Origin of the sequence: Cryobacterium ruanii (assembly GCF_004404055.1) — a bacterium.
Taxonomy (GTDB): Bacteria; Actinomycetota; Actinomycetes; order Actinomycetales; family Microbacteriaceae; genus Cryobacterium; species Cryobacterium ruanii.
Genome location: NZ_SOHK01000007.1, coordinates 417,593 through 441,390, shown reverse-complemented (window position 1 = coordinate 441,390; position 23,798 = coordinate 417,593). Strand labels below are relative to the sequence as shown.

Below are 23,798 nucleotides of genomic sequence, written 5' to 3'. Positions count from 1 at the left end.
AGTCGTTGAGCCGCGCTCAAGCAGACGCCAAACAAGCTTGCCCGGGCAACAGTCGCCCGGAATTAGGGTCCCACGACCCGAAGTATTTGCAGCCAGAGCACAGTCCCCGAGCACAGTTTCGACTGGCACCAGTTTCGACTGATGCCGGGGGACAAAGCCGGTTGCCGCAGTAAAAAATTCGCGGGGTTGTCACGAAGGTGAAGTCCTCGCACGAGAGAGTAACCGGTGGGTGGCGCGGTCACCCACAGCGGTCAAGGAGCGCACCAGTGATGGTGGAAGACAACGAAAACAAGAAACGCAAGAGCCTGTTCGGCACTCGCAAATCAACTCGGAAGACGCCGGTCACGGTACCGACCGTGCAACCGGCGATCGAGGCGCCCGCTGTGCCGGTGGCCGATGCTCCGTCGGCACCCGCGAAGGTGACCATCGCGGAATACAACAACGTCACCGGAGCCCAGCAGATGATCGACGCCACTCCCGGCGGTCAGAGAACTGACCCGGCCGAAGCACCGATGCGCCCGTCGTTCTCCCTGCTGTTCCAGGCTCCGGAGATTCTGCCCATGCCGGCGCGCACCGCCATCCGCTCGTTGCAGCAGCACCCTCTCGACGACGACGACGACGTGGAGGCGACGACCGTTCGTCGCCGCGCCCGTCGTCGCACCGGCGACGAGAACCGATCGGGAACCGACGACCCAGCCAACACGGTCGTCAAGGTGCGCGCCCCGCGTGAACCCGAACTGATCACTGAACCCCAGCGCATCAAGGGATCCACGAGGCTCGAAGCGAAGAAGCAGCGTCGCCGCGACGGGCGTGACGCCGGTCGCCGCCGCCCGGTCATCACGGAGGCCGAGTTCCTCGCCCGCCGTGAGTCCGTTGACCGGCTCATGGTCGTGCGCGCCAAGCACAACAAGATCCAGATCGGTGTGCTCGAAGACGGCGTGCTGGTCGAGCACTACGTAGCCAAGAACCAGGACGCTTCGCTCATCGGCAACGTCTACCTCGGCCGGGTACAGAACGTGCTCCCAAGCATGGAAGCCGCTTTCGTCGACATCGGACGCGGCCGCAATGCTGTGCTTTACTCCGGTGAGGTCGACTGGGACGCCGCCGCCGAGAACTCCGGCAGCAGCAACCAGGCCCGTCGCATCGAGCTCGCGCTCAAGCCCGGCGACAAGGTGCTCGTGCAGGTGACCAAGGACCCGATCGGTCACAAGGGTGCCCGCCTCACCAGCCAGGTCTCCCTGCCCGGCCGCTACCTGGTCTACGTGCCCAACGGATCGATGAACGGCATCAGCCGCAAGCTCCCCGACACCGAGCGTGCTCGCCTGAAGAAGATCCTCAAGGAGGTTCTGCCCGACAACGTGGGAGTCATCGTGCGCACCGCCGCCGAGGGCGCCACCGACGAGCAACTCGCCGTCGACGTCAACCGGCTGCGCCTGCAGTGGGCGAACATCGCCGAGCAGGTCGAGTCGGCCCAAGCGCCGGCCGAAGTGCACAGCGAGCCCGACCTGCTGGTCAAAATCGTGCGCGACGTCTTCAACGAAGATTTCCAGCGGATGGTCGTGGCCGGCCCCGACGTGCGCTCCACCATTGAGAACTATCTCAGCCAGGTCGCTCCCGACCTGCTGGAGCGGGTGGAAACCTACGAGGGCGAGGTCGATGCCTTCGACGAGTTCCGCATCTCGGAACAGATCGAAAAGGCCCTCGACCGCAAGGTCTGGCTGCCGTCCGGCGGATCCCTCGTGATCGACCGCACCGAGGCCATGACCGTCGTCGACGTCAACACGGGCAAATTCGTCGGCAGCGGCGGAAACCTCGAAGAGACCGTCACCAAGAACAACCTTGAAGCGGCCGAAGAGATCGTGCGCCAGCTACGCCTGCGCGATATCGGCGGCATCATCGTGGTCGACTTCATCGACATGGTGCTCGAGAGCAACCGCGACCTCGTGTCACGGCGCCTGATCGAGTGCCTCAGCCGCGATCGCACCAAGCACCAGGTGGCGGAGGTCACCTCGCTCGGACTCGTGCAGATGACCCGCAAGAAGCTCGGCCTGGGCCTGCTGGAATCGTTCAGCGAGAACTGTGAGGCCTGCGCCGGCCGCGGCATCATCGTGCACCACGACCCGGTCGTGAAGCACCGCCAGACCGCGCAGCCGCCGCAGGAACGTCGCCCGCGCGTCAAGAGCGGTAGCAACGGGTCCGGCAGCAACGGATTCGGCAATACCCGCGACAACTCGGGTCAGCGTGATGCTGGCAACCGTGACGCCCACTTTGGCGGCAACGGCGGGTCCGACGCACCAAAAACCGGCCAGGGCACCCACGGAATCACCGAGGACGCCAAGCAGGCCCTCGCACTGATCGCCGCCCGCACGATCACCCGCACCGGTTCCATCGCAATCGTTCCGGCTGCTGATACCCGGGCAGCGGATTCCGACGCCGCGCCGGTCCCGCCGTTTGCCGCCGCACCCACGAACACCGAGCCGGTCAGTGCCGATCAGGGTAGTCCTGAGCCCGACAGTACCGATCTGGGCAGTACCGGTCAGGGCAGCATCGAACCGGTCAGTACCGATCCGGTCAGTATCGATCCGGTCAGTATCGAACCGGTCAGTACCGATCCGGTCAGTCCCGATCTGGGCAGTACCAATCAGGGCAGTACCGATCAGGGCAGTCCTGAGCCGGTCAGTATCGATCGGGTCGGCACCGAGCGTTCTCGCGGCCGCCAGACGCGTTCACGCGGCCAGAACGGTCGCGGCCAGCAGTCGCGTTCCGAACAGGCGCGCGCCCGCCAGGCCAGCACGGAACAGGCCAGCACGGAACAGGCCAGCGCCGAACAAGCCGCGCCAGCGGCATCCGCTGCTGTCAGCAGCCAACAGGCTGGCGAGCACCTCGCCCGCGCAGAAGCGAATGCCGCGCCCCGCACCCGCGGCGGGCGCAGCACCCTCGCGGCGGGCGCGCCTGCAGTGCAGGCGGCGCCGACGACACAGATAACACCGGTGCCGGCCACCGGGAACTCGGAGTCCGTCGATATCCTCGATATTCCGGTGAAGAAGTCGACGCGCACCGCACGGCGCCCCAGCAAGCAGGTGACCGACCAGCTGTTGGACTCCGTGCTCGACGCGCTGCCCGAACCGAAACTTCCCGGCCAGGGACGCGCGCGCAGCCGCCGCGTCACGACGGCCGGCGGGTCCACGGGCCAGCCCATCCTGACCGCGACCGGCACGTCATCAGCTGCGCCGGCCACGTCCGGAACCAGTCAGGCGCCGCACGGCGACTAGGGCTCCGGACCAGGCGTGAGAAGCAAGTTAGACGGTAGCGCAATCGGCGGGCAGCACCCTCTCCTTTGGCGGTGGCCCCTCGGCCTCACCGCAGGGGTGTCGGTGGTGCTCGGCGTTTTCGTCGTGCGGGCCCTCTCGCCGGCTTTCGTCGACGACCAGCTGGGCGATTTCCAGCTGCCGGACCGCGTGCAGGACACCCTCACCCTCGCGATCAGCGTCATCATCGAATCGGTGCCCTTCGTCTTTCTTGGCATCCTGCTCTCAGCGGTCGTACAGGTCTGGCTGCCACACGGCGTGCTCGCCCGGCATCTACCGCGCAACCCGCTACTGCGGCGCGCCTCGATCTCGCTACTCGGCATGTTCTTTCCGGTTTGTGAATGCGGCAACGTGCCGCTCGCTCGCGGATTCATGGTCGGCGGCTTCACCGTCTCCGAATCGATCACTTTCCTGCTCGCCGCGCCCATCCTGAACCCGATCACCATCATCACCACGCACCAGGCCTTCGGATGGGACGGCCACATCCTGGTGGCCCGCCTGCTCGGCGGTTTCCTCATCGCCAACGTGGTGGGCTGGTTGTTCAGCAAGCACCCAGACCCGCAGAACCTGCTGGCGACCAGGTTCGCGGCGGCTTGCGCGACAGGTTCGACGAGCGGCCACGATGGGCAGGGGCACAGCCACCAGCACGGTGGCGAGAGCCGGTCCAGCCGCACCACCGAGATCTTCATTCGCGAAACGTCCGTCATCATGCCGGCCCTGTTCATCGGTTCCGCCGTCGCCGCACTCACCCAGGTGTTCGTACCGCGGTCGGTGCTGCTCGCCCTCGGCAGCAACCCGGTCTGGTCGGTGCTCGCCATGATGGCCCTCGCCTTCATCGTGGCGATCTGCTCCAACGTCGACGCGTTCTTCGTGCTGTCCTTCGGCAGCACGTTCCTGCCCGGCGGCATCGTGGCGTTCCTGGTGTTCGGCGCCCTGATCGACGTCAAGATGCTCGCCCTCATGCGCACGACCTTCACGAGCCGCACCCTCCTGCAGATCACCGTCGTGGTGGGCCTGATGAGTGCGGCGCTCGGTTTGCTGGTGAACTATGTCGCTTAGTCGAAAGGGGCGGCCGGCCGTAGCCCTGCGCTATTGGGCCGAACGCTGGCAGGGGGTCGTACTCAGCCTCGTGGTCGTCGTGGCGACCCTCTGGCTGGGCCTGAGCGGCCAGCTTGGCCTGTACATTCACCCACGTTACTTCGTCTTCACGAGCATCATGGCCGTCATCGGGCTCGTGCTCGTGAGCGCAGGGTTCGCCCGTCGACGCGATTTCGAGGTCGAGCACACCGGACCCGTCGAGACGACTCTGACGGGGGTGGGCGTGCTGCTGCTGCTGGTCATGGGCGTTGCCATGGTCGTCGTTCCGCCTACCACTCTGACCAGCGCGACCGCCACCCAGCGCGAGGTAAACTCCGGCGGACTCGGCACCGACGATGACGCCGACCAGGCTGCGGCGCTCATCGGCACGGGAGATTTCGAGCAGCTCACCGTGCGGGAGTGGGTATCCCTGCTCGAGCGATCCTCCGATCCCGCGTTCTACTCTGACAAGACCGCTCAGGTGATCGGATTTGTGACGCCCGATGCCCAGGACCCGGAGAACGTGTTCTACGTCGCCCGCTTCGTGGTGACCTGCTGCGCCGTCGACGCCCAGCCGATCGGCGTTCCCGTCTATCTGCCGGGCTGGCAATCCGAGTATGAGGTCGACGACTGGGTGCAGGTCACCGGCCGGTTCGATGTGAGCGCGAGCGCCATGGCAAGCGACCCGCTCGCGATCACCCCGGTCGAGATCCTTCCGGTCGACCAGCCGAATGACCCGTATGTCTACTGAGCGGGTTGCGGAGGATCCGGCAGGCCTGCGACCGTTCCGCCGATCTCTGTGGGTCCTCATCGGCGCCCTGGTCGCAGCGTGTCTCGCCCTCGTCGCCGTGAACCTGGGCAGCGGCCCGCGGCTCACCGCCGTCGACGTCGACACGACCGCCGTGGTCTCGTCAGCCAACGCGCGCCTGGTGCTCGCGACGAACCGTCAACTCGTGGATGTCACGCCCGAGCAGGTCAGCATCGAGCCCGCCGCGAGCTTCCATGTCACAACGAGCGCAAACTCGGTCGTGATCGTCTTTCCCCAGCCGCTCGCCTACAACACCGACTATTCCGTCTCCGTGCGGGGCATCACCGGGTCGGCCATCGACCGAGAATCGACCCTCAGCGCAAAATTCAGCACGAGCGAGCCCTCGCTGTACTACGTCAGCCGGGCAGCACCGTCCACGGACGCCGGTGCACGCGCCGCCGACCGCATTCTGCGCACCACAACCGGTTCCACCGAAACCGACGTGGTGTTCACCACCCCGAACATTCAGGATTTCGTGCCGATCGGCAGCGAACTCGCCGTCGTCACGGTCACCTCCGATCCGGGCAGCTCCGATCCCACCAATGGGCTCTACCGCGTCGACTCCGACGGCAGCGCCGAAGCCCTCAACCTGCCCGGCGTCGGCCTCGTGCACGACCTGCAGGCCGCGCCCGGCCAGTCCCTGCTCGGCTTTCGCTTCGACAGCGCAGCGGATGCCGCCGGCCCGCACTATGACAACGTACTGTTCGTGCTCGACCTGCGTACCAATGTGTCCACGGCGGTCCGCTCGCGCGAGGGCGATCCGCTCAGCGTCACGACCTGGGGCTTTCTGGCCGGCGGCGCCGACATTGTCGCGCAGCAGTACGACTCGACCCTGGTGCTGATCAATCCACTCGACCAGTCCGGCGGCAACCCGCTCGAAAACGAACCGCAGTTCGATCCGTTGGTCCCGCTCGGGCAATTCGCCAACCTCACCGCGTTCGCGCCCGACGGGGTTCGCGTCGCCGTCTCCGACCGCGACCGTCAGTACGTGCTCGACCTCTCGCAGGGTGCCGAGTCCATCATTGTGCCGCAGAGTGTGCCCGGCACCACCCGATACACCGCAGAACTGCGATTCCTCGCCGGGGGAGCAGACAGCACGGACACCGACAGCTACGTGCAGCGCGTCGCCGAGTTCGACGCGGCCACCGGTACCGTGCGCCAGTATCTCTCGCTCGTGCAGGGCGGTGCGGCGCGCACCGTCTACGCGCCGGCATCCGCTGTGGAAACGATCGTCGGTTTCGAACTCTCGCCGAACAACCAGTTCCTGGCCGTGCAGATCGTGCCCAACCGCGAGACCGAACGCTCCGATGGCTATCCCGTCAATACCCAGTCAACGGATGCCACCACGCTGTTCGTCAACATGGCGACCGGCGAGGTGCGCCGCAGTGTGGTCGGTTTCAACGCCACCTGGCAATGAATCTGTTCCCGCAGGAGCGCTACCGCCCACGCCGTTCACGAGCACTCACGCGCAGGCCGCTGGAGCGTAGCCGCACGATCATCTCGCGAAAGCTCACTGGCAGGGCACCGGCGGCGACGAGGTCGGCGTAGCGGGCTTCAGGCACGTCGTAGTGGTCGAGGTCGAAACCGCGTCGAGGAATGTCGGCGGCGATTGCGAAAGCGTGCAATTCGTCCAGATTTGAGTCGCTCACGAGGTGGGACCACACCGTTCCGTGCGCCAGCCAGCTAGGCTGATCGATAAGTATCGCCATGATCGAAGTCTACGAGCCGCACCGTGGCTGAGTCGCAGGTGACTTTTTTCCCCTGTGATTCATCCATAAGCGGTTCAGACACGCCGTGCCGTTGGTTTGACCGGGGGTAGCAGATCAGGTAAAGTCAACCCTTGGTGTGCGTTAGGCAAAATCAACGCAAATGCCATGATTTTCTGAGTGCGCTGAACCAACCGGTTCGTGCCATGCAGCAAATTTCCAGATTCGGAGCCTTTGGGGCTCCCCAGAGATTGGTACGTAAAGTGGTTTACGCAGTTGTGCGCGCCGGAGGGCGGCAGGAGAAGGTAGAGGTCGGTACCATCGTGACGATGGACCGAATCAAGGCTGACAAGGACGGCAACGTCGAGCTGGCCGCCGTGCTTCTCGTCGACGGCGACAAGATCACCTCTGACGGTGCGTCGCTGGCCAAGATCAAGGTCACGGCCGAGGTTTTGAACAACCTTCGCGGTCCGAAGATCGTCATCCAGAAATTCAAGAACAAGACCGGGTACAAGAAGCGTCAGGGGCACCGTCAGGAGCTCACTCGCGTTCAGGTTACCGGCATCGCCTAGGCCTGAGGAGATAGACAGATGGCACACAAAAAAGGTGCGAGTTCCACTCGCAACGGTCGTGACTCCAACGCTCAGCGCCTCGGCGTAAAGCGCTTCGGCGGTCAGGTTGTCGGCGCGGGCGAGATCATCGTTCGTCAGCGCGGCACGCACTTCCACCCCGGCGTCAACGTCGGCCGTGGCGGCGACGACACGCTCTTCGCCCTCGAAGCCGGCTCAGTGCAGTTCGGTGCCAAGGGTGGCCGCAAGGTCATCAACATCGTGGTGGCTGCCGAGTAGGTTTCCACAGCACAGCACTTCGTGCAGCGTCAGGGCGGGCTTCGGTCCGCCCTGACGTGTTTGTCCGTCGAAAGTTTTCTGCACGATCCAGTTGTTTTATCGCATTCGTTTCATAGCACCGTGTTTTGAAGCATTTTTTGCGCCACCTGAAAGGGGCACTCCATGGCCACATTCGTTGACCACGTGACGCTGCATTTACGAGCGGGCAATGGAGGAAACGGATGCGTTTCGGTCAAGCGCGAGAAGTTCAAACCCCTCGCCGGCCCCGACGGCGGTAACGGTGGTGGTGGCGGCGACCTCGTTCTCGTCGCCGATCCGAGCACGACGACCCTGCTCGGCTACCACCGTTCACCGCACCGCAGCTCCGACAACGGCGGCCCGGGAATGGGCGACCACCGCAACGGCCACAACGGTGAGATGCGCGAGCTCATGGTGCCCATCGGTACCGTGGTGAAAGACGTGGAGGGCAACCAGCTCCTCGATATGGACGAACCCGGCTTGCGTCTCATCGTCGCTCCCGGCGGCCAGGGCGGCCTCGGCAACGCCGCCCTCGCGTCGACCAAGCGTAAGGCCCCAGGGTTCGCTCTGCTCGGCACGCTCGGCTGGGAAGGCGATGTCTACCTCGAGCTCAAGACCGTCGCGGATGTCGCGCTCGTGGGATATCCCTCCGCCGGCAAGTCCAGCCTCATCGCCGCAATGAGCGCCGCCCGGCCCAAGATCGCCGATTACCCCTTCACTACGCTGCACCCCAACCTCGGCGTCGTCGAGTCGGGTGAGTCGCGCTACACCATAGCCGACGTGCCCGGCCTGATCGAGGGCGCGAGTGAGGGTAAAGGCCTCGGTCTCGAATTCCTGCGTCATGTCGAACGCTGCACCGCCCTGCTGCACGTTTTGGACTGCGCCACGCTCGAGCCCGGCCGCGACCCGATCAGCGACCTCGACGTCATTCTCGGCGAACTCGACGCCTACCCGGTACCCGATGGCCAGAAGCCGCTGCTGCAACGCTCTCAGCTCATCGCCTTGAACAAGATCGATGTGCCCGAAGGGCGCGACCTGGCCGCGTTCGTCAAGGCCGACCTCGAAGCGCGCGGATATCGGGTGTTCGAGATCTCCAGCGTCACCCACGAAGGCCTCAAGCAGCTCAACTATGCCCTTGCCGAGGTCGTGGAACGAGGCCGCGCCGAGACTGCGGCAGCCGAAGCGAAGAAGCCGCGTATCATCATCCGCCCCAAGGCCGTTGACGAGGGCGGATTCGTGATCAAGGTCGAGGGCGGCACCTTCGGCAACATTTACCGTATTCTGGGCACGAAGCCGGAACGTTGGATTCAGCAGACCGACTTCACCAACGACGAGGCCGTCGGCTTCCTCGCCGACCGCCTCGCCAAACTCGGTATCGAGAACGCGCTCTACAAGTCGGGCGCCATTGCAGGCTCGACCGTCATCATCGGCCCCGGCCACGGTGTCGTGTTCGATTGGGAGCCCACCCTCACCTCGACCGCGGAGCTCATTACCGCTCCGCGCGGCACCGACTCCCGCCTCGACGAACCCAAACGCCGCACCAGCAACGAACGCCGCGAAGAGTACTTCGGCCGGATGGACGCCAAGTCCTCCGCCCGAGCGGAGCTCATCCGTGAGCGCGAAGCAGGCATGTGGCAGACCGGTGAAGAAGAATACAACGACGACGTGCGCCTCGCCGACGTGGAGCTGACGGCCAATGGGGGAGTTGCTGCCGCAGCGCGCGACGCTGAAGCTGAAGCTGAAGCTGAAGCTGAAGCTGGCAACGACGCAACGGAAGAAATAGAGAGGTGAGTGGCTTAGCCAGAGACAACGTGGCTGGCGCGAAACGCGTCGTCGTGAAAGTCGGTTCCTCGTCGATTAGTGGCGAGAACTCCGACCAGATCACCCCCCTCGTTGATGCCCTGGCTGAGGCGTACGGTCGCGGCACCGAGGTCGTACTGATTTCTTCGGGTGCCGTCGCCACCGGCATGCCGTTCCTCAACCTGGAGGAACGACCCAGCGACGTCGCCACCCAACAGGCCGCTGCCGCTGTCGGGCAGAACGTGTTGATCTTTCGGTACCAGGAAAGCCTGGACCGTTACGGCATCGCGGCCGGTACTGTGCTGTTGACCGAGGGCGACGCACTCAATGAACCGCACCGCAGTAACACCCGGCGTGCGCTCGAACGCCTGCTGGACCTGCGCATCCTGCCCGTCGTCAACGAGAACGACACGGTGGCCGTCTACGGTTTGCGCTTTGGCAGTAACGATCGCCTCGCGGCCCTCGTCGCGACGCTCATCCACGCGGACCTGCTGATCATGCTCAGCGACGTTGATGCGCTCTACACCAAGCCGCCGCACCTGCCGGGGGCGGAGAAACTCGATTTCATCGCTGCCGACGACCCGCTCGATGGTTTCGAATTCAGCTCCAGCGGAGCAACCGGTGTCGGCACCGGGGGAGCGAGCACCAAAGTCGTCGCCGCTCGTCTCGCCACCAGGGCCGGCACGGCCGTTCTGGTCACGTCGACGGAACTGGCTGCTGCCGCCCTCCGCGGCGAGCACGTGGGTACCTGGTTCGAACCGACTGCCAGCGCAGAGCGTCACGCGCTGCTCTGATCGGCGGTGCGGGTGGGCTGCGCTAAACTGCCGGTGGTCGCAGTAAGCGTCCAGAATTCGTGCCGGAGGGCCAGTTGCTTGTGGGGTTGTACGTCGTCAATTGTTTTCGCATGAGTGTCGTCAGCCGAAGAAGCATCCGCCGATGAGGGCGCAATCACAGCACGTCGTTCGGACGGCGGCGCGCATCGTCGTCAAGGTGGGTTCCTCGTCGATCAGCGGGGAGAACGCCGGGCAGATCGCACCGCTCGTCGACGCCCTCGCCCAAGCGCATGGTCGCGGAACCGAAGTCATCCTGGTGTCATCGGGCGCGATCGCGATCGGCATGCCGTACCTGCAGCTGCAGGAACGACCGACCGACCTGGCCACCCAGCAGGCGGCGGCATCCGTCGGCCAGAATCTGCTGATCTTTCGCTACCAGGACAGCCTCGACCGGTATGACATCGTCGCCGGCCAGGTGCTGCTCACCGCGAGTGACCTCGACAACGCCACCCACCGCGGAAACGCCCAACGGGCAATGGAACGCCTGATGGCGCTTCGTATCCTGCCGATCGTGAACGAGAACGACACGGTGGCAACGCACGAGATTCGCTTCGGTGACAACGACCGGTTGGCCGCGCTCGTCGCCATCCTGATCGGCGCCGACCTGCTCGTGCTGCTGAGCGACGTCGACGCCCTCTACACCCGCCCGCCGCACCTGCCCGGCGCCGAGCGCATCAGCCTTGTCGTCTCAGGTGATCCGCTGGTCGGCATGGAGTTCGGCGCGACCAAGGTCAATGGTGTCGGCACCGGGGGAGCGAGCACCAAGATTTCGGCTGCCCGGATCGCCGCCCAGGCCGGCACGGCCGTACTCGTGACCGCCACCGGATTGGTCGCCGAAGCCCTACGCGGCGAACCGGTCGGAACCTGGTTCGAACCATCGACCGCACCATCGGCCCCTCGCCTGCCTTGAATAAGCCGAAATAGTCCTGCGACATGCTCTCCGGTAAACTGGAGGGCATGTTGCAGTCATTGAACGATGTCGCCCAGCTCACACCCACCCTCGAGGCCGCTCGTACTGCCTCCCTGTCGCTCGCCTCGGCACCGACCGTGGTGAAGAACAAGGCACTCAAACTGATCGCCCAGTCGCTGCGCGACCACATCGACAAGATCGTCGCGGCCAACCAGGTCGACCTCACTTCGGGCGCCACCAACGGTCTCACCGCCGGCCTGCTCGACCGTCTGAAGCTCGATGCGCCCCGCATTATCGCCCTCGCCGACTCCGTCGATCAGGTCGCCCTGCTCACCGACCCGGTGGGCCAGGTCGTGCGCGGCAGCAGCCTGCCCAATGGCATCAAGATCAGCCAGGTGCGTGTTCCTTTCGGTGTCATCGGCGTCATCTATGAGGCTCGTCCTAACGTCACCGTCGACCTCGCTGCGCTCGCGCTCAAGAGCGGCAACGCCGTTGTGCTTCGCGGCGGCTCCGCTGCTGAGAACAGCAACCGTGTGCTCATCGATCTCGTGCAGGCGTCCCTCGTCGACGCCGGACTCAACCCCGACTGTGTGCAGACCATCGATCCCTTTGGCCGTGCCGGAGCCACCGAGCTCATGAAGGCTCGCGGCTACGTCGACGTGCTCATTCCCAGGGGAAGCGCCAACCTCATCCAGACCGTCGTAACCGAGTCTGCGGTGCCGGTCATCGAAACCGGTGCCGGCGTCGTGCATGTCTTCCTCGATCAGTCGGCGACAAAACAGTGGGCGATCGATATCGTGCACAACTCCAAGACCCACCGGCCGAGCGTCTGTAACGCCCTCGAAACCCTGCTCGTGCACCGGAGCGCCGCCGAACGGCTGCTTCCCGACGTACTGGCGCGGCTCGCGGCATCCGGTGTCACGATTCATGCGGATGCTCGCACGCGGGCGCTCTATCCGGCCGCTGTCCCGGCGACCGATGAAGACTGGGGCACGGAATACATGAGCCTCGACATCTCGGTGGCGATCGTGGATTCGCTCGACGAGGCCATCGCCCATATTCGGCGCTATTCCACCGGGCACACCGAGTCGATCATCACCAACGACCTGCAGAACGCCGAGCGTTTCTTGAACGAGGTTGACTCGGCCGCGGTCATGGTCAATGCGTCGACCCGGTTCACCGACGGCGGCGAATTCGGTTTCGGCGCCGAAGTGGGTATCTCCACCCAAAAGCTGCACGCCCGCGGACCGATGGGTTTGCCAGAGCTGACCAGCACAAAATGGATCGTGCGCGGCACCGGACAGGTGCGGATCTAGGTCCGGTCAACGGCCGGGCTCCGACTAGACTGAGGCTACGGCGTGAGTCGTTAGGCCCGCGAGCCGTCGCAGCCACCTCAAGCCGCCCCTGACCGGTGCGGCCCGTGAATGGAGAACCGATGTCTTTTCTGAGTGCCGTGCTGACCGAGGTCGAGCACATCGCCCTGCCATTGCCGCTCATCGTCTACCCGATGGTCGCGGCCGTGCTGTTCCTCGCGCTCGGTGCCGTGCTGTGGAGCTTTCGCGACGTCGCCAACCGCCACAGCGGCAAGGCCGACGCCTACGCCGCCGCGCACGGTGGCACTTCCACTACCGGTGGCCACTAGAAAACTGATCTCAACGTGACAGTTCGGCGTCCTCGCATCGGCGTGATGGGTGGAACGTTCGACCCCATTCATCACGGGCACCTCGTCGCCGCCAGTGAGGTGGCCCAGAGTTTTGACCTCGACGAGGTCATCTTCGTGCCGACCGGGCAGCCGTGGCAGAAGAGCGGCGTGACCCGTGGTGAACATCGCTATCTGATGGCCGTCATCGCGACCGCGTCCAATCCCCGGTTCACCGTGAGTCGGGTTGATATCGACCGGGTCGGTCCGACCTACACGATCGATACGCTGCGTGACCTGCACGAGGAACGTCCGGACGCTGAGCTCTTTTTCATCACCGGAGCGGATGCGATCACCCAGATTCTCGGCTGGAAAGACGTGCACGAGCTCTGGCAGCTGGCGCACTTCGTCGCTGTGAGTCGTCCGGGCCATGAGCTGAGCGTTTCGGGTTTGCCGAACCAGGACGTAAGCTTACTGGAAGTCCCGGCACTGGCCATTTCGTCCACTGACTGCCGGGCACGGGTCAATCGGGGATTCCCGGTCTGGTATCTGGTCCCCGACGGGGTCGTCCAGTACATCTCAAAGCACCATCTGTATCGGAGTGTGGCATGACGTTGGGAGACCCTCAGCCGCTCAGCCGACGTCAAGCGCGCGAACTCGCCCGCGACCAGGGCGTACACGCTTCCGACGCCCACGAGGCAATTCCCACCCTGGATGTTCCGGTGCTCGCGCCCGCAGCGCTGCGTCCGGCATCCCTGGGTACCTCGGCACACACCCCGTCATCACGACGATCGAGCAGCCACCACACGATTCCGGAGCCGGACGCATCCCTGAAGCGGACCGAGTCCGTGGCTCCCGAAGCGGCGGAGCCCGCGGAGCCTGCCTCGCCGGGGTCCGTGTCGACGCCCCACACCCTGAGCCGCCGGGAACTGCGCGCCCTGCAAGCGCGCGAGCCATCAACGGAGCCTGAGGCTGCACCTGCTGATATTGGATCCGCTGATATTGAACCCGCCGATATTGAACCTGCCGCAACTGCTGATGCCGAGCTGATCGAGGCGGAGCTGATCGAGCCCGAACCCAGCACGCCCGCCGCTGCTCCGATCGTCGAATCCGAGCAGATGTATGCCGAACCGATCGCGGCCGAACCGATCCCGGCCGAACCGACCCGCTCCGACGCGGCGCCGACCGGTGGGAATGCCGCCTGGACACCGCCCATCGGGCACTGGTCGGTCGACTCGGATTCCCCTCGGGCCGAAGCACCGCAGCCCGACCAATCACTCGATGAACTGATCAATCGCGGTATCGGTGCCGGTGGCATCCCCACCACCACGAACGCGCTGATTTTGCCATCCATCCCGCACCAGCTCAGCAGCGCGAGTCCCATCTCCAACACCGGCGAGATCATGATCACCGGGTCATTCGACTTGCCGCGCAGTCTAGGTTCCACCGGTGCCCACCCGAATCTGTTTGATTCGTCGGAAATGGACCACATGATGGACCAGCTCGACGCCGATCAGCTAGGCGGGGACTCGGCTCCGGTCAGCGCCAGTCGTGCGGTGAGCACCCACGCTTCGACGCGGGGCATGTTGACTCCGCCGAAGAAACAACGCGCGTCGCTTCCGATGATCCTGGTCATCGCAACGGCTGCTCTGGCCGTCAGCGTTCTGGCGCTGTTCGTCATTGGCTACCTGTCGGGCGCTTACTAGTGGCTTCCGGTATCTGCCCCACGCACTTTCACTTCGCGGGCCCGTTTGGCTCGCCTACCCTTGTTCCCCCGATCATCTCCGCACGTGCGCTAGCGCCCCACGGCACAATCTCAAGGATTCATTCATGACCACTTCGCCTCACGCCCTCGATCTGCTCGCCATCGCCGTCGCCGCCGCCGACTCGAAGGGAGGAGAAGACCTGGTCGCCCTCGACGTCTCGAACCCGCTTCCCCTGGCCGATATCTTTTTCATCGTCACGGGACGCTCCGAGCGCAACGTCGTCGCGATCGCTGGTGAGATCGAAGACAAGCTGATCGAGGCCGGTTACAAGCCGCTGCGCCGTGAGGGACGCGCTGCCGGCCGATGGGTGCTCGTGGACTTCGGTGACCTCGTCGTACACGTTTTCCACGAGGAAGAGCGTCAGTACTACTCCCTCGAGCGTTTGTGGAAGGACTGCCCGGTGATCCCGACCGGCATCCCGTCCAAAGTGACGGCCGAAGTTGCGCCGAAAGACGTCTCAGACGAGGCAGCGGAGTAGCTTCGGTTTCGCAGATCACATTCTGTGTTGTAAGCTAACAAAGTTGTTTCGGGGAGATTCGGAACAACAATCTGGGTCCGTGGCGCAGCTGGTAGCGCACCTGCATGGCATGCAGGGGGTCAGGGGTTCGAATCCCCTCGGATCCACTAGAACTAGAATAACCCCGACGATGTCGGGGTTATTTTTTTTGTGCTCGACCTGTTTCCCAGGTATTTTTATCGGTCGTCGGTTCTTTCCTTAGAAACATCGGTGAGTTCCGCGCACGAGCCGTGGCACGGCCTCCAGCGGCGCCGGAGGGTAAATGCAGAATAAATACCGCGTGGCGGGTATCGGAAAGCGGTTTGGCCAGCGATAATTCGTTAGTGGCTAATGCCACCAGCGAATGTATCCATCCCGAATGTATTCGACACCTCATTGGAGAATCTCAGAATGAAGAAAACCACGGTTCAACTACTGGACGACCTGGACGGCGCCGTTATCGAGAATGGGTCAGGAGCAACCGTTTCCTACGCTTTTGAGGGAGACTCGTACGAGATTGACCTGTCGGCCGAGAATCTCGCTGAATTTCGGGCCGCAATGAAGCCGTATACAACTGTTTCCCGGCGAGTGGGTTATGTCCCCACTAAACCGCGTGCCGCCAGTTCCGCCGGTTCAGACCGGGCCGAACTGCAGGCTATCCGGGCTTGGGCCGCTGCCAACGGCGTCCAGGTGTCCGATCGCGGGCGCATCGCGGGCACCGTGCGTGAAGCGTATGCCAACGCCCAGGCCAAGTAGAGCCCTTCGCGTTCCAGCCTTCCACGCACTGCGCCACTTAGCACGATGAATCAGGATCAACGGTGTCCCTGCCTAGGCGGGGACACCTATTCTGCGTGCTGCGGACGCTTTCATAGCGGAAGTGCCCTACCGCCAACGGCCGAGTGGCTTATGCGGTCTCGGTATAGCGCTTTTGCCCGCGGTGACGGGCAGTATCTGCTGAATACGTGGCATCCGCTCACCAGGCCGAAGGCTCTCGAACTGGACACGACTATAATGTGGCGCCGGCTCGATATCGTGCGCACCGAACACGGCGGTTTACTCGATAAGGAAGGCGTCGTGGAATTCATTGCGCATTATCGTGAAGACGGTATCGCGGGATGGCAGCATGAAGTCAGCCGCTTTCTCAAGGCCGACCGTCGGTGGTATTACCTCGATGCTGCACCGGATACTTCGGCGGCTTAGGGTTCGGGCGTATTGCTCAGCGGCCGGTTAGGCCGAGTCAGTCGCCACCAATGCCGTCGTAAGCAGTGTCGCTGGGAGGCGAGCTCTCCGAAAACATGCTGGGACAGGTCTGAGCACCTGTCCCGAGATATGGCCAGCGGCAGCGACCCGCGGCATCCGGTGCGTCGTGTTCTCCGTCGTGCTCGTACTTGGGTCGACGGGCATCCATATCTGCTCTTCGCCTACCACCTGGGTGTCGGTCTGCCCGGCGGCTGGGAGCATTCCTCAAGCGCATCGTGACGCGGGCCTGGGCCTGGTGGCGTGCTCGCCGCGACGGCCGGGTATCCAGCTCTGCCTGACGCCGTTGCGACCCGTTTCCGTCAGGCCCGCCTCAGCGGCCGAAGTGCGGTGCCGGGGCGCTGAAGAAGAGCGAAGCCAGCAGGGCGACGTAGACGATGACGAAAATGGCGGGGGTGACGTAGCGTACGACGTTCACCCACGGGGCCATGGCAACGATGCACCGGGTGAGTGACCCGGGTGCCTCCAGAGCGTGCAGGTCGGCGATGACGGCGAGCCCCTCGTTTGCGGCGGCAATTTGTGCGAGCGCGCCGAAGATTCCCGACGCCAGCAAGATCCCCGCCGCCGCGATGCGCACGGTCAGGTCGGCGGTGGGAAGGCCGAGAGCGAGGAAGCCAACGATGGCGGTCAGCAGAAAGGTCGGGGCGGCCTGGGACGCGATGATGTGTGCGCGCGCCTTGACCCAGTGGCCAATGAGCTCAGATTCTGTCATGGTGACTCCTGTCATCGTGGTACCACCGATGGCACCTCGGTCCATTCTTACAGGGCCGGGCGATCTCGCCGGGCCGGGCGGATGCCCGGTGACCGGAACTGGCGGTGGATGCCTGTAGCGTATTCTCAAGCGCGATTCGGTCATACGTCCCAGCGTGCTCTTGTCGTCGCATCTGACCGTGTCCCATCTTCTTCTCGAGGAGTCTCATGGAAACCTGGCCCGGAACCGCCTACCCCCTCGGCGCAACGTTCGACGGGAGCGGAACCAACTTCGCCCTGTTCAGCGAAGCCGCCCACCGCGTCGAGCTGTGTCTCATCGACGAAGACGGCAGTGAGACGCGCATCGAGGTGCGAGAGTCATCCGCTTATATCTGGCATTGCTACCTGCCGCTCGTGCAGCCGGGCCAGCGCTACGGCTATCGGGTGCACGGCGACTACAACCCGGCGGTCGGCAACCGGCTCAACCCGAACAAGCTGCTGCTCGACCCCTACGCCAAGGCGACCACCGGCGCCATCGACTGGGATCCGTCATTGTTCTCCTACGATTTCGACGACCCCGACTCGCCGAACGACGAGGACTCGGCCGCGCACATGATGCTCGGCGTGGTCGTCAACCCCTTCTTCGACTGGACTGGTGACCGGTCGTTGCGTACGCCGTACAGCGAGTCGTTCATTTATGAGGCACACGTCAAGGGCCTCACCAAGCTGCAACTATCCGTGCCCGAGACTCAGCGGGGCACCTATGCGGGTCTGGCGCATCCGTCGGTCATCGACCACCTGCAGAAGCTCGGCGTGACCGCCATCGAGCTGATGCCGGTGCACCAGTTCGTCAACGACGGCACTCTCGTGGAACAGGGCCTCAACAACTATTGGGGTTACAACACCATCGGATTCTTCGCGCCGCACAACGCGTATTCGTCCACCGGCGACCTCGGCCAGCAGGTGCAGGAATTCAAGAACATGGTGCGCAGCCTGCACGCTGCCGGCATCGAAGTCATTCTCGACGTGGTCTACAACCACACCGCCGAGGGCAATCACATGGGGCCGACCCTATCGTTCAAGGGCATCGACAATGAGGCCTATTACCGCCTGGTGGACGACGACAAGCGCTACTACATGGACTACACGGGCACCGGTAACACTCTGAACGTGCGGCACCCGCACGTGCTGCAGCTCATCATGGACTCGCTGCGCTACTGGGTGCTCGAGATGCACGTCGACGGCTTTCGGTTCGACCTCGCGTCGGCCCTGGCCCGCGACCTCTACGAGGTCGACAAGCTCTCGACCTTCTTCGAGCTCGTGCAGCAAGACCCCATCGTCTCGCAGGTCAAGCTCATCGCCGAGCCGTGGGACGTCGGCCCCGGCGGGTACCAGGTCGGGAATTTCCCCTCCCAGTGGTCGGAGTGGAACGGTAAATACCGCGACACCGTGCGGGATTTCTGGCGGGGGGAGCCGTCTACCCTCGGCGAATTCGCCTCCCGCGTGGCCGGATCGGCCGACCTGTACGAACACTCTGGGCGCCGCCCGATGGCGTCGATCAACTTCGTCACCGCCCACGACGGCTTCACCATTGCCGATCTCGTCTCGTATAACGAAAAGCATAACGATGCCAACGGCGAAGATAATCAGGACGGCGAGTCCCACAACCGATCGTGGAACTCCGGTGCTGAGGGGCACAGCGACGACCCCAAGATTCGGGGTCTGCGCGCCCGGCAGGCGCGCAACTTCATTGCGACCCTGCTGCTGTCGCAGGGGGTGCCGATGCTGTTGCACGGCGACGAGTTGGGACGCACCCAGCTTGGCAATAACAACACCTACGCGCAAGATTCCGAGCTGACCTGGGTGCACTGGGACGATGCCGATGTACCGCTGATCGAATTCACGGCGGCAGTCTCTCGCCTGCGCCGTGAGCACCCGACGTTTCGACGAAGTCGTTTCTTCGACGGCCGACCCGGCAAACGCGTGGCCGGCGAGTCGTTGCCCGACATCGTTTGGCTCAACACCGATGGAGAACCGATGGCGTCGGATGACTGGGACGAAAGCCTCGCCCGCACGGTCGCCAAATTTCTCAACGGCAACGGAATTCGAGAGCGCGACGCGCGAGGCCAGGACGTCACAGACGTCAACTTCCTGCTCCTGTTCAACGCCGACCCCGAGGACGTCGAATTCTCCCTACCGCCAGACGAGTATGCCCCGGCGTGGGAGATCGTGGTCGACACCGCCGGTGAGGGAGCTGATTCCATCGCGCGCCCGGCGGGAGCCATCCAGACCGTGGCTGGTCGTTCCCTCGTCGTGTTGCGCGCTTATCACGAACCCGAAGCGGCGCCGGATCACTCTGTCGCAGCTTCCCTGGCGGGGAACACCGGCTTGATCACCCTCCCGGGCATGAGCTGAGGCCCGGCCGGTGACTCTCGATATTGATCTACCGGCGACGGGGCCCGTGGCCGTGCCGCTTTCCACCTACCGCCTGCAGATCACGGCAGGCTTCGACCTCGATGCGGCCGCGGGCATCGTCGGCTACGTTAGCGATCTCGGTGCCGACTGGGTCTATCTGTCGCCGTTATTGAAGGCTGAACCCGGATCGGATCACGGGTACGACGTCGTCGACCACTCCCTCGTCGACCCTGCACGGGGCGGGGCAAAGGCCCTGGATCGGCTCGCCGCGGCGGCGCACCGGGCCAGCCGCGGTGTGCTCGTCGACATCGTGCCCAATCACGTGGGTATAGCGACACCGCAGCACAACTCGTGGTGGTGGGACCTGCTGCAGAACGGCCAGCAGTCGCGCTACGCCGAAGCCTTCGACGTGGACTGGGCGTTCGGTCAGGGGAAGGTTCGCATTCCCGTACTCGGTGACGATGAAGGCGGCGACGGGCCCGGCGAGCTCGACCGGTTGAAACTCATCGACGGCGAGTTGCGCTACTTTTCCAACCGGTTTCCGATCGCCGCCGGCTCCGCCGACGACGGCGCAAGCCCAGCCGAGGTGCACGAGCGGCAGTACTATCAACTCGTCAACTGGCGGCGGGCCGACGCGGAGTTGAACTATCGCCGATTCTTCGCGGTGAACAGCCTCGCCGGCATTCGCGTTGAGGTGCCCTGGGTGTTCGATGAGTCGCACCGCGAAATCGTGCGCTGGGTGCAGGACGGCCTCGTGCAGGGTCTGAGGGTCGACCATCCTGACGGGCTCTCCGACCCGGCCGGCTACCTCGACGCGTTGCGCCGGGCCACCAACGGGGCTTACGTGCTGGTCGAGAAGATTCTCGAGGGGCCGGAGCAGCTGCCGACGAGTTGGGCGACCGCCGGCACGACCGGCTATGACGCTCTCGGCGACGTCGACAGGGTTCTCGTCGATCCGTCCGGCCAGAGGGCCCTCGATGCCCTCGAGGCTCGGCTGCACGGCGACCCGGCAATCACCTGGGCGAATCTGGTCTATCGCAATAAACGCGACGTGACCGAAGGCATCCTGCAATCCGAGGTACGGCGCATCGCGCGGCTCGTGCCGAATAGTGCGGGGGAGAACGCCACGAGCTCCGAGTCCATTGGAGAGGCCACTGTCGATGCCCTCTCCGACCTGCTGGCCTGGTTTCCGGTCTACCGCTCCTACCTGCCGTTGGGGCTCGACCAGCTGCAGGAGGCGGCGCGCCGATCGGCCGCCAACCGCCCGAAGCTTGCGGCTGAGATCGACCGGCTGCTGCCCCTGCTGAGCGACCCGGGGCATCCGGCCGCAGTGCGCTTTCAACAGACCTCGGGCATGGTCATGGCCAAGGGCGTCGAGGACCGCGCCTACTACCGGTATAGCCGGCTGACCTCGCTCAACGAGGTTGGTGCCGATCCCGCCGAGTTCGCGGTGACGGTTGCCGAGTTCCATGATCGACAACGCATTCGGCTGGCGGGGTTTCCGCAGTCCATGACGACCCTGTCGACCCACGACACCAAGCGTGGCGAAGACGTGCGCGCGCGCATCTCGGTGCTGGCCGAGGTCCCCGCCGAGTGGGAGAGCACGCTGGAGCAGCTGCGGGCACGGCATCCGCTCGACGATGCGCCGTTCGAGAACTTGCTCTGGCAGGCGATCGTGGGCACCGGGCCCGCCAGCCGAGAGAGGGTCGCGGCCTACGCGCTCAAGGCGGCCCGAGAGGCTGGCACCTCCACCACCTGGACCCAGCAGAACGCCGATTTTGAGTACAGACTCGAGCAGCTGGCCACGGCCGCCGTCGAAGCCGGGCCGACCCACGACCTGATCACCGGGTTCATCCGCCGGGTGCAGCAAGCCGGGTGGAGCAACTCACTATCGCTGAAACTATTGCAGCTGACCATGCCGGGTATTCCCGACGTCTACCAGGGCAGCGAACTGTGGGAGACCTCGCTCGTCGACCCGGACAACCGTCGTCCGGTCGACTACGAGCAGCGCCGCGACCTGCTCGCCCGCATTGACAGCGGATGGCTCCCGCCCATCGACGAGACCGGCGCCGCCAAGCTGCTGGTCACCGCCCGGGCCCTGCGGCTGCGGCGCGACCGGCCAGGCCTCTTCACCCGGTATGCACCGGTGCCCGCCTTTGGGGGCGCGGCGGGCCACGTGGTGGCGTTCGATCGCGGGGGTGCGATCACTCTGGCCACCCGGTTGCCAATCGGGCTGCTGGCCGGCAGCGGCTGGGGCGACGCCACGATCGGTGTTGCAGGTCGTGGCTATGTCGACGTGCTCACCCGGAATCGTTTCGATGGTCCGAGCCTGCGGGTCGCCGACGTGCTGGCACGCTACCCGGTGGCGCTGCTGGTTGCTGTTGACGACGAAGATCGACATTCCATTCGCACGTTTTCGACTCCCAGAGGACGACACGCATGAACGATCAGAAATTTGCCGTCTGGGCGCCGGACGCGCACGAGGTGCAGCTGCAGCTGGGCCACGATCGGCTCGACCTCGCGGCGCGAGATGACGGGTGGTGGGAGCTGCCGGCATCCGCTCGCCCCGCCGGTACGGGCGGGTGGACCGCCGATGTCGATTACGGGTTCATCGTTGACGGGCGTGGGCCGTTTGCCGACCCCCGGTCGCGCCGTCAACCGGCCGGGGTGCACGCTCTCTCACGTACCTTCGACGCCTCCGCTCACGTCTGGCGCGACGGCGGCTTCACCGGCCGCCAGCTGGCCGGCGCCATCATCTACGAGCTGCACTTGGGAACCTTCACGCCCGAGGGTACCCTCGAAGCGGCCGCCAGCCGGCTCGACCACCTGCAGTCGATTGGCGTCGATTTTGTCGAACTGCTGCCGGTGAACGCGTTCAACGGCACGCACAACTGGGGCTACGACGGCGTGCTCTGGTATGCCGTGCACGAAGGCTATGGCGGCCCGGCCGCCTACCAGGATTTCGTCGATGCCTGCCACGAGCGGGGCATTGGTGTTATTCAGGACGTGGTCTACAACCACTTGGGGCCGAGCGGCAACTACCTGCCACAGTTCGGCCCCTACCTGAGTGAGGCCGTCGGAAACACCTGGGGTTCCTCCCTCAATCTCGACGGTCCGCACTCCGACCCGGTTCGGCGTTATATCCTCGACAACGCGCTGATGTGGCTCGGCGACTATCATGTCGACGGCTTGCGCCTCGACGCCGTGCACGCCCTGCGCGATACGAGCGCCACCCACCTGCTCGAGCAGCTCGCCGCCGAGGTCGCCGCGCTCAGTGCGGAAACCGGGCGGCACCGCACGTTGATCGCCGAGTCCGATCTTAACGACCCCCGGCTCGTGACGCCGCGCGAGGCCAACGGCTACGGCCTCGACGCGCAGTGGAGTGACGACTTCCACCACGCCGTGCACGTCGCGCTCACCGGCGAAACCACCGGCTACTACGCCGATTTCGAGCCCCTTGACGCCCTCGCCAAGGTTCTCACCCACGGGTTCTTCCACGACGGCACCTATTCGAGCTTTCGTGAACGCACCCACGGGCGACGAATCGACCTCGAGCGGATGCCGACCTGGCGGCTGGTCGTGGCCTCCCAGAATCACGACCAGATCGGTAATCGCGCCGTCGGTGATCGGCTCAGTGCCCAGCTCGACATCGGCCAGCTGGCGATTGCTGCCGCGTTGACCCTGCTCGGTCCATACACTCCGATGCTGTTCATGGGCGAAGAGTGGGGAGCCAACACGCCGTGGCAGTTCTTCACCTCGCATCCGGAGCCTGAGCTCGGCGCTGCCACTGCCATTGGCCGCATCAACGAGTTCGCCAGGATGGGCTGGGATCCGGCGCAGGTTCCCGACCCACAGGACGAGCAGACGTTCACCCGCTCCAAACTCGATTGGAGTGAACTGGCCGAGCCCGGCCCTGCCCGACTGCTAGCGTTCTACCGCGACTTGACCGCGTTGCGCCGACGTCATCCAGACTTCACCGACCCCCGGTTCGACGAGATCGCCGTGGAATTCGACGCGGGCGAGGGCTGGTTGCGGTTGCACCGAGGAAGCTCCCAGGTCCTGATCAATCTGGGTACCCAGTCGGCCCGTATTCCGGCCGGCGGTGGAGAGATCGTGCTGTCCTTCGCGGCCAGCGGCGACGCCGTGCAGGGTCGGCTGCCGAATGCTGTGCTGTTGGCACCGCATTCCGTCGTCGTGCTCGCCGGATCGCGTCTGGCAAGATAGCAC

General features: G+C 64.7%; 21 protein-coding genes and 1 tRNA gene. 20 read left to right on the top strand and 2 right to left on the bottom strand.

Going from position 1 to position 23,798, the window contains the following annotated elements:
* Nucleotides 1–269: 269 nt before the first annotated feature.
* Genes E3T47_RS05515 through E3T47_RS05500 form a run of 4 tightly spaced genes read left to right on the top strand, consistent with a single transcriptional unit; the run spans nt 270 to nt 6,610 of the window.
* On the top strand, nt 270–3,272 hold the full coding sequence (locus tag E3T47_RS05515) for an Rne/Rng family ribonuclease (RefSeq protein WP_241981976.1): 3,003 nt from the start codon (nt 270–272) through the stop codon (nt 3,270–3,272).
* A 15-nt stretch (nt 3,273–3,287) separates the two neighbouring features.
* Nucleotides 3,288–4,367, top strand: coding sequence for a permease (locus tag E3T47_RS05510; protein ID WP_241981954.1), 1,080 nt, complete (start codon nt 3,288–3,290; stop codon nt 4,365–4,367).
* Entirely contained in the window at nt 4,357–5,136 is a 780-nt protein-coding gene (locus E3T47_RS05505; protein WP_134554982.1) for a TIGR03943 family putative permease subunit, read from the top strand. The genes E3T47_RS05510 and E3T47_RS05505 overlap by 11 nt, the downstream gene beginning before the upstream one ends.
* Nucleotides 5,126–6,610, top strand: a complete 1,485-nt coding sequence (locus E3T47_RS05500) for a hypothetical protein (RefSeq protein WP_134554980.1) — start codon at nt 5,126–5,128, stop codon at nt 6,608–6,610. The genes E3T47_RS05505 and E3T47_RS05500 overlap by 11 nt, the downstream gene beginning before the upstream one ends.
* A gap of 19 nt (nt 6,611–6,629) precedes the next feature.
* On the opposite strand, the gene E3T47_RS05495 is transcribed toward E3T47_RS05500, so the two are convergent.
* The gene (locus E3T47_RS05495; protein ID WP_134554978.1) at nt 6,630–6,902 is read right to left on the bottom strand and encodes a DUF4031 domain-containing protein; all 273 of its coding nucleotides are present in this window, start codon (nt 6,900–6,902) and stop codon (nt 6,630–6,632) included.
* 260 nt (nt 6,903–7,162) lie between these two features.
* Between E3T47_RS05495 and rplU the strand changes: the two genes are divergently transcribed.
* The 13 genes from rplU (at nt 7,163) to E3T47_RS05430 (ending at nt 16,409) form a co-directional block, all read left to right on the top strand.
* A complete protein-coding gene (rplU, locus tag E3T47_RS05490) occupies nt 7,163–7,471 on the top strand; it encodes a 50S ribosomal protein L21 (RefSeq protein WP_092450786.1) in 309 nt (102 codons plus the stop codon).
* Between the two features lie 18 nt (nt 7,472–7,489).
* Nucleotides 7,490–7,747, top strand: a complete 258-nt coding sequence (gene rpmA / locus E3T47_RS05485) for a 50S ribosomal protein L27 (RefSeq protein ID WP_035836705.1) — start codon at nt 7,490–7,492, stop codon at nt 7,745–7,747.
* Between the two features lie 162 nt (nt 7,748–7,909).
* On the top strand, nt 7,910–9,556 hold the full coding sequence (obgE, locus tag E3T47_RS05480) for a GTPase ObgE (RefSeq protein ID WP_134554976.1): 1,647 nt from the start codon (nt 7,910–7,912) through the stop codon (nt 9,554–9,556).
* Nucleotides 9,553–10,359, top strand: a complete 807-nt coding sequence (gene proB, locus E3T47_RS05475; RefSeq protein ID WP_134554974.1) for a glutamate 5-kinase — start codon at nt 9,553–9,555, stop codon at nt 10,357–10,359. Before obgE ends, proB (E3T47_RS05475) begins: the two co-directional genes overlap by 4 nt.
* A gap of 142 nt (nt 10,360–10,501) precedes the next feature.
* Nucleotides 10,502–11,308 carry a glutamate 5-kinase gene (gene proB / locus E3T47_RS05470; protein ID WP_134554972.1) on the top strand — a complete coding sequence of 269 codons (807 nt, stop codon included), beginning with the start codon at nt 10,502–10,504 and terminating at the stop codon, nt 11,306–11,308.
* A gap of 47 nt (nt 11,309–11,355) precedes the next feature.
* The gene (locus E3T47_RS05465) at nt 11,356–12,624 is read left to right on the top strand and encodes a glutamate-5-semialdehyde dehydrogenase (protein WP_134554970.1); all 1,269 of its coding nucleotides are present in this window, start codon (nt 11,356–11,358) and stop codon (nt 12,622–12,624) included.
* A gap of 119 nt (nt 12,625–12,743) precedes the next feature.
* Nucleotides 12,744–12,950, top strand: a complete 207-nt coding sequence (locus E3T47_RS05460) for a hypothetical protein (protein ID WP_134554968.1) — start codon at nt 12,744–12,746, stop codon at nt 12,948–12,950.
* Between the two features lie 15 nt (nt 12,951–12,965).
* Nucleotides 12,966–13,559 carry a nicotinate-nucleotide adenylyltransferase gene (gene nadD / locus E3T47_RS05455; protein ID WP_134554966.1) on the top strand — a complete coding sequence of 198 codons (594 nt, stop codon included), beginning with the start codon at nt 12,966–12,968 and terminating at the stop codon, nt 13,557–13,559.
* Nucleotides 13,556–14,653: a hypothetical protein gene (locus E3T47_RS05450; protein ID WP_134554964.1), complete on the top strand. Its 1,098-nt coding sequence runs from the start codon at nt 13,556–13,558 to the stop codon at nt 14,651–14,653. Before nadD ends, E3T47_RS05450 begins: the two co-directional genes overlap by 4 nt.
* A 124-nt stretch (nt 14,654–14,777) precedes the next feature.
* Nucleotides 14,778–15,191, top strand: coding sequence for a ribosome silencing factor (rsfS, locus tag E3T47_RS05445; RefSeq protein WP_134554962.1), 414 nt, complete (start codon nt 14,778–14,780; stop codon nt 15,189–15,191).
* Between the two features lie 73 nt (nt 15,192–15,264).
* Nucleotides 15,265–15,337 (top strand) — tRNA-Ala (locus tag E3T47_RS05440).
* A gap of 283 nt (nt 15,338–15,620) precedes the next feature.
* Nucleotides 15,621–15,965: a histone-like nucleoid-structuring protein Lsr2 gene (locus E3T47_RS05435; protein ID WP_134554960.1), complete on the top strand. Its 345-nt coding sequence runs from the start codon at nt 15,621–15,623 to the stop codon at nt 15,963–15,965.
* 45 nt (nt 15,966–16,010) lie between these two features.
* The gene (locus E3T47_RS05430; RefSeq protein WP_134554958.1) at nt 16,011–16,409 is read left to right on the top strand and encodes a YchJ family protein; all 399 of its coding nucleotides are present in this window, start codon (nt 16,011–16,013) and stop codon (nt 16,407–16,409) included.
* Nucleotides 16,410–16,779: 370 nt separating this feature from the next.
* Here the strand turns inward: E3T47_RS05430 and E3T47_RS05420 are convergent, their stop codons facing one another.
* Nucleotides 16,780–17,178, bottom strand: a complete 399-nt coding sequence (locus E3T47_RS05420; RefSeq protein WP_134554956.1) for a hypothetical protein — start codon at nt 17,176–17,178, stop codon at nt 16,780–16,782.
* A 206-nt stretch (nt 17,179–17,384) separates the two neighbouring features.
* Between E3T47_RS05420 and glgX the strand changes: the two genes are divergently transcribed.
* The 3 genes from glgX to treZ are packed head-to-tail and all read left to right on the top strand — an operon-like array spanning nt 17,385 to nt 23,795.
* Entirely contained in the window at nt 17,385–19,571 is a 2,187-nt protein-coding gene (gene glgX / locus E3T47_RS05415) for a glycogen debranching protein GlgX (protein WP_134554954.1), read from the top strand.
* Nucleotides 19,572–19,617: 46 nt separating this feature from the next.
* Nucleotides 19,618–22,014: a malto-oligosyltrehalose synthase gene (gene treY / locus E3T47_RS05410; protein ID WP_134555128.1), complete on the top strand. Its 2,397-nt coding sequence runs from the start codon at nt 19,618–19,620 to the stop codon at nt 22,012–22,014.
* Complete coding sequence (treZ, locus tag E3T47_RS05405; protein ID WP_134554952.1) at nt 22,011–23,795, top strand: malto-oligosyltrehalose trehalohydrolase; 1,785 nt, start codon at nt 22,011–22,013, stop codon at nt 23,793–23,795. The genes treY and treZ overlap by 4 nt, the downstream gene beginning before the upstream one ends.
* The last annotated feature ends 3 nt before the right edge of the window (nt 23,796–23,798 follow it).

Coding starts and splice junctions, on each gene's coding strand:
- E3T47_RS05495 (WP_134554978.1), bottom strand. CDS start 6,902: ATGGCGATACTTATCGATCAGCCTAGCTGGCTGGCGCACGGAACGGTG.
- E3T47_RS05465 (WP_134554970.1), top strand. CDS start 11,356: ATGTTGCAGTCATTGAACGATGTCGCCCAGCTCACACCCACCCTCGAG.
- glgX (WP_134554954.1), top strand. CDS start 17,385: ATGGAAACCTGGCCCGGAACCGCCTACCCCCTCGGCGCAACGTTCGAC.
- rpmA (WP_035836705.1), top strand. CDS start 7,490: ATGGCACACAAAAAAGGTGCGAGTTCCACTCGCAACGGTCGTGACTCC.
- E3T47_RS05500 (WP_134554980.1), top strand. CDS start 5,126: ATGTCTACTGAGCGGGTTGCGGAGGATCCGGCAGGCCTGCGACCGTTC.
- E3T47_RS05460 (WP_134554968.1), top strand. CDS start 12,744: ATGTCTTTTCTGAGTGCCGTGCTGACCGAGGTCGAGCACATCGCCCTG.
- E3T47_RS05515 (WP_241981976.1), top strand. CDS start 270: ATGGTGGAAGACAACGAAAACAAGAAACGCAAGAGCCTGTTCGGCACT.
- E3T47_RS05505 (WP_134554982.1), top strand. CDS start 4,357: ATGTCGCTTAGTCGAAAGGGGCGGCCGGCCGTAGCCCTGCGCTATTGG.
- proB (WP_134554972.1), top strand. CDS start 10,502: ATGAGGGCGCAATCACAGCACGTCGTTCGGACGGCGGCGCGCATCGTC.
- rsfS (WP_134554962.1), top strand. CDS start 14,778: ATGACCACTTCGCCTCACGCCCTCGATCTGCTCGCCATCGCCGTCGCC.
- E3T47_RS05450 (WP_134554964.1), top strand. CDS start 13,556: ATGACGTTGGGAGACCCTCAGCCGCTCAGCCGACGTCAAGCGCGCGAA.
- E3T47_RS05430 (WP_134554958.1), top strand. CDS start 16,011: ATGAATCAGGATCAACGGTGTCCCTGCCTAGGCGGGGACACCTATTCT.
- treZ (WP_134554952.1), top strand. CDS start 22,011: ATGAACGATCAGAAATTTGCCGTCTGGGCGCCGGACGCGCACGAGGTG.
- obgE (WP_134554976.1), top strand. CDS start 7,910: ATGGCCACATTCGTTGACCACGTGACGCTGCATTTACGAGCGGGCAAT.
- E3T47_RS05435 (WP_134554960.1), top strand. CDS start 15,621: ATGAAGAAAACCACGGTTCAACTACTGGACGACCTGGACGGCGCCGTT.
- E3T47_RS05420 (WP_134554956.1), bottom strand. CDS start 17,178: ATGACAGAATCTGAGCTCATTGGCCACTGGGTCAAGGCGCGCGCACAC.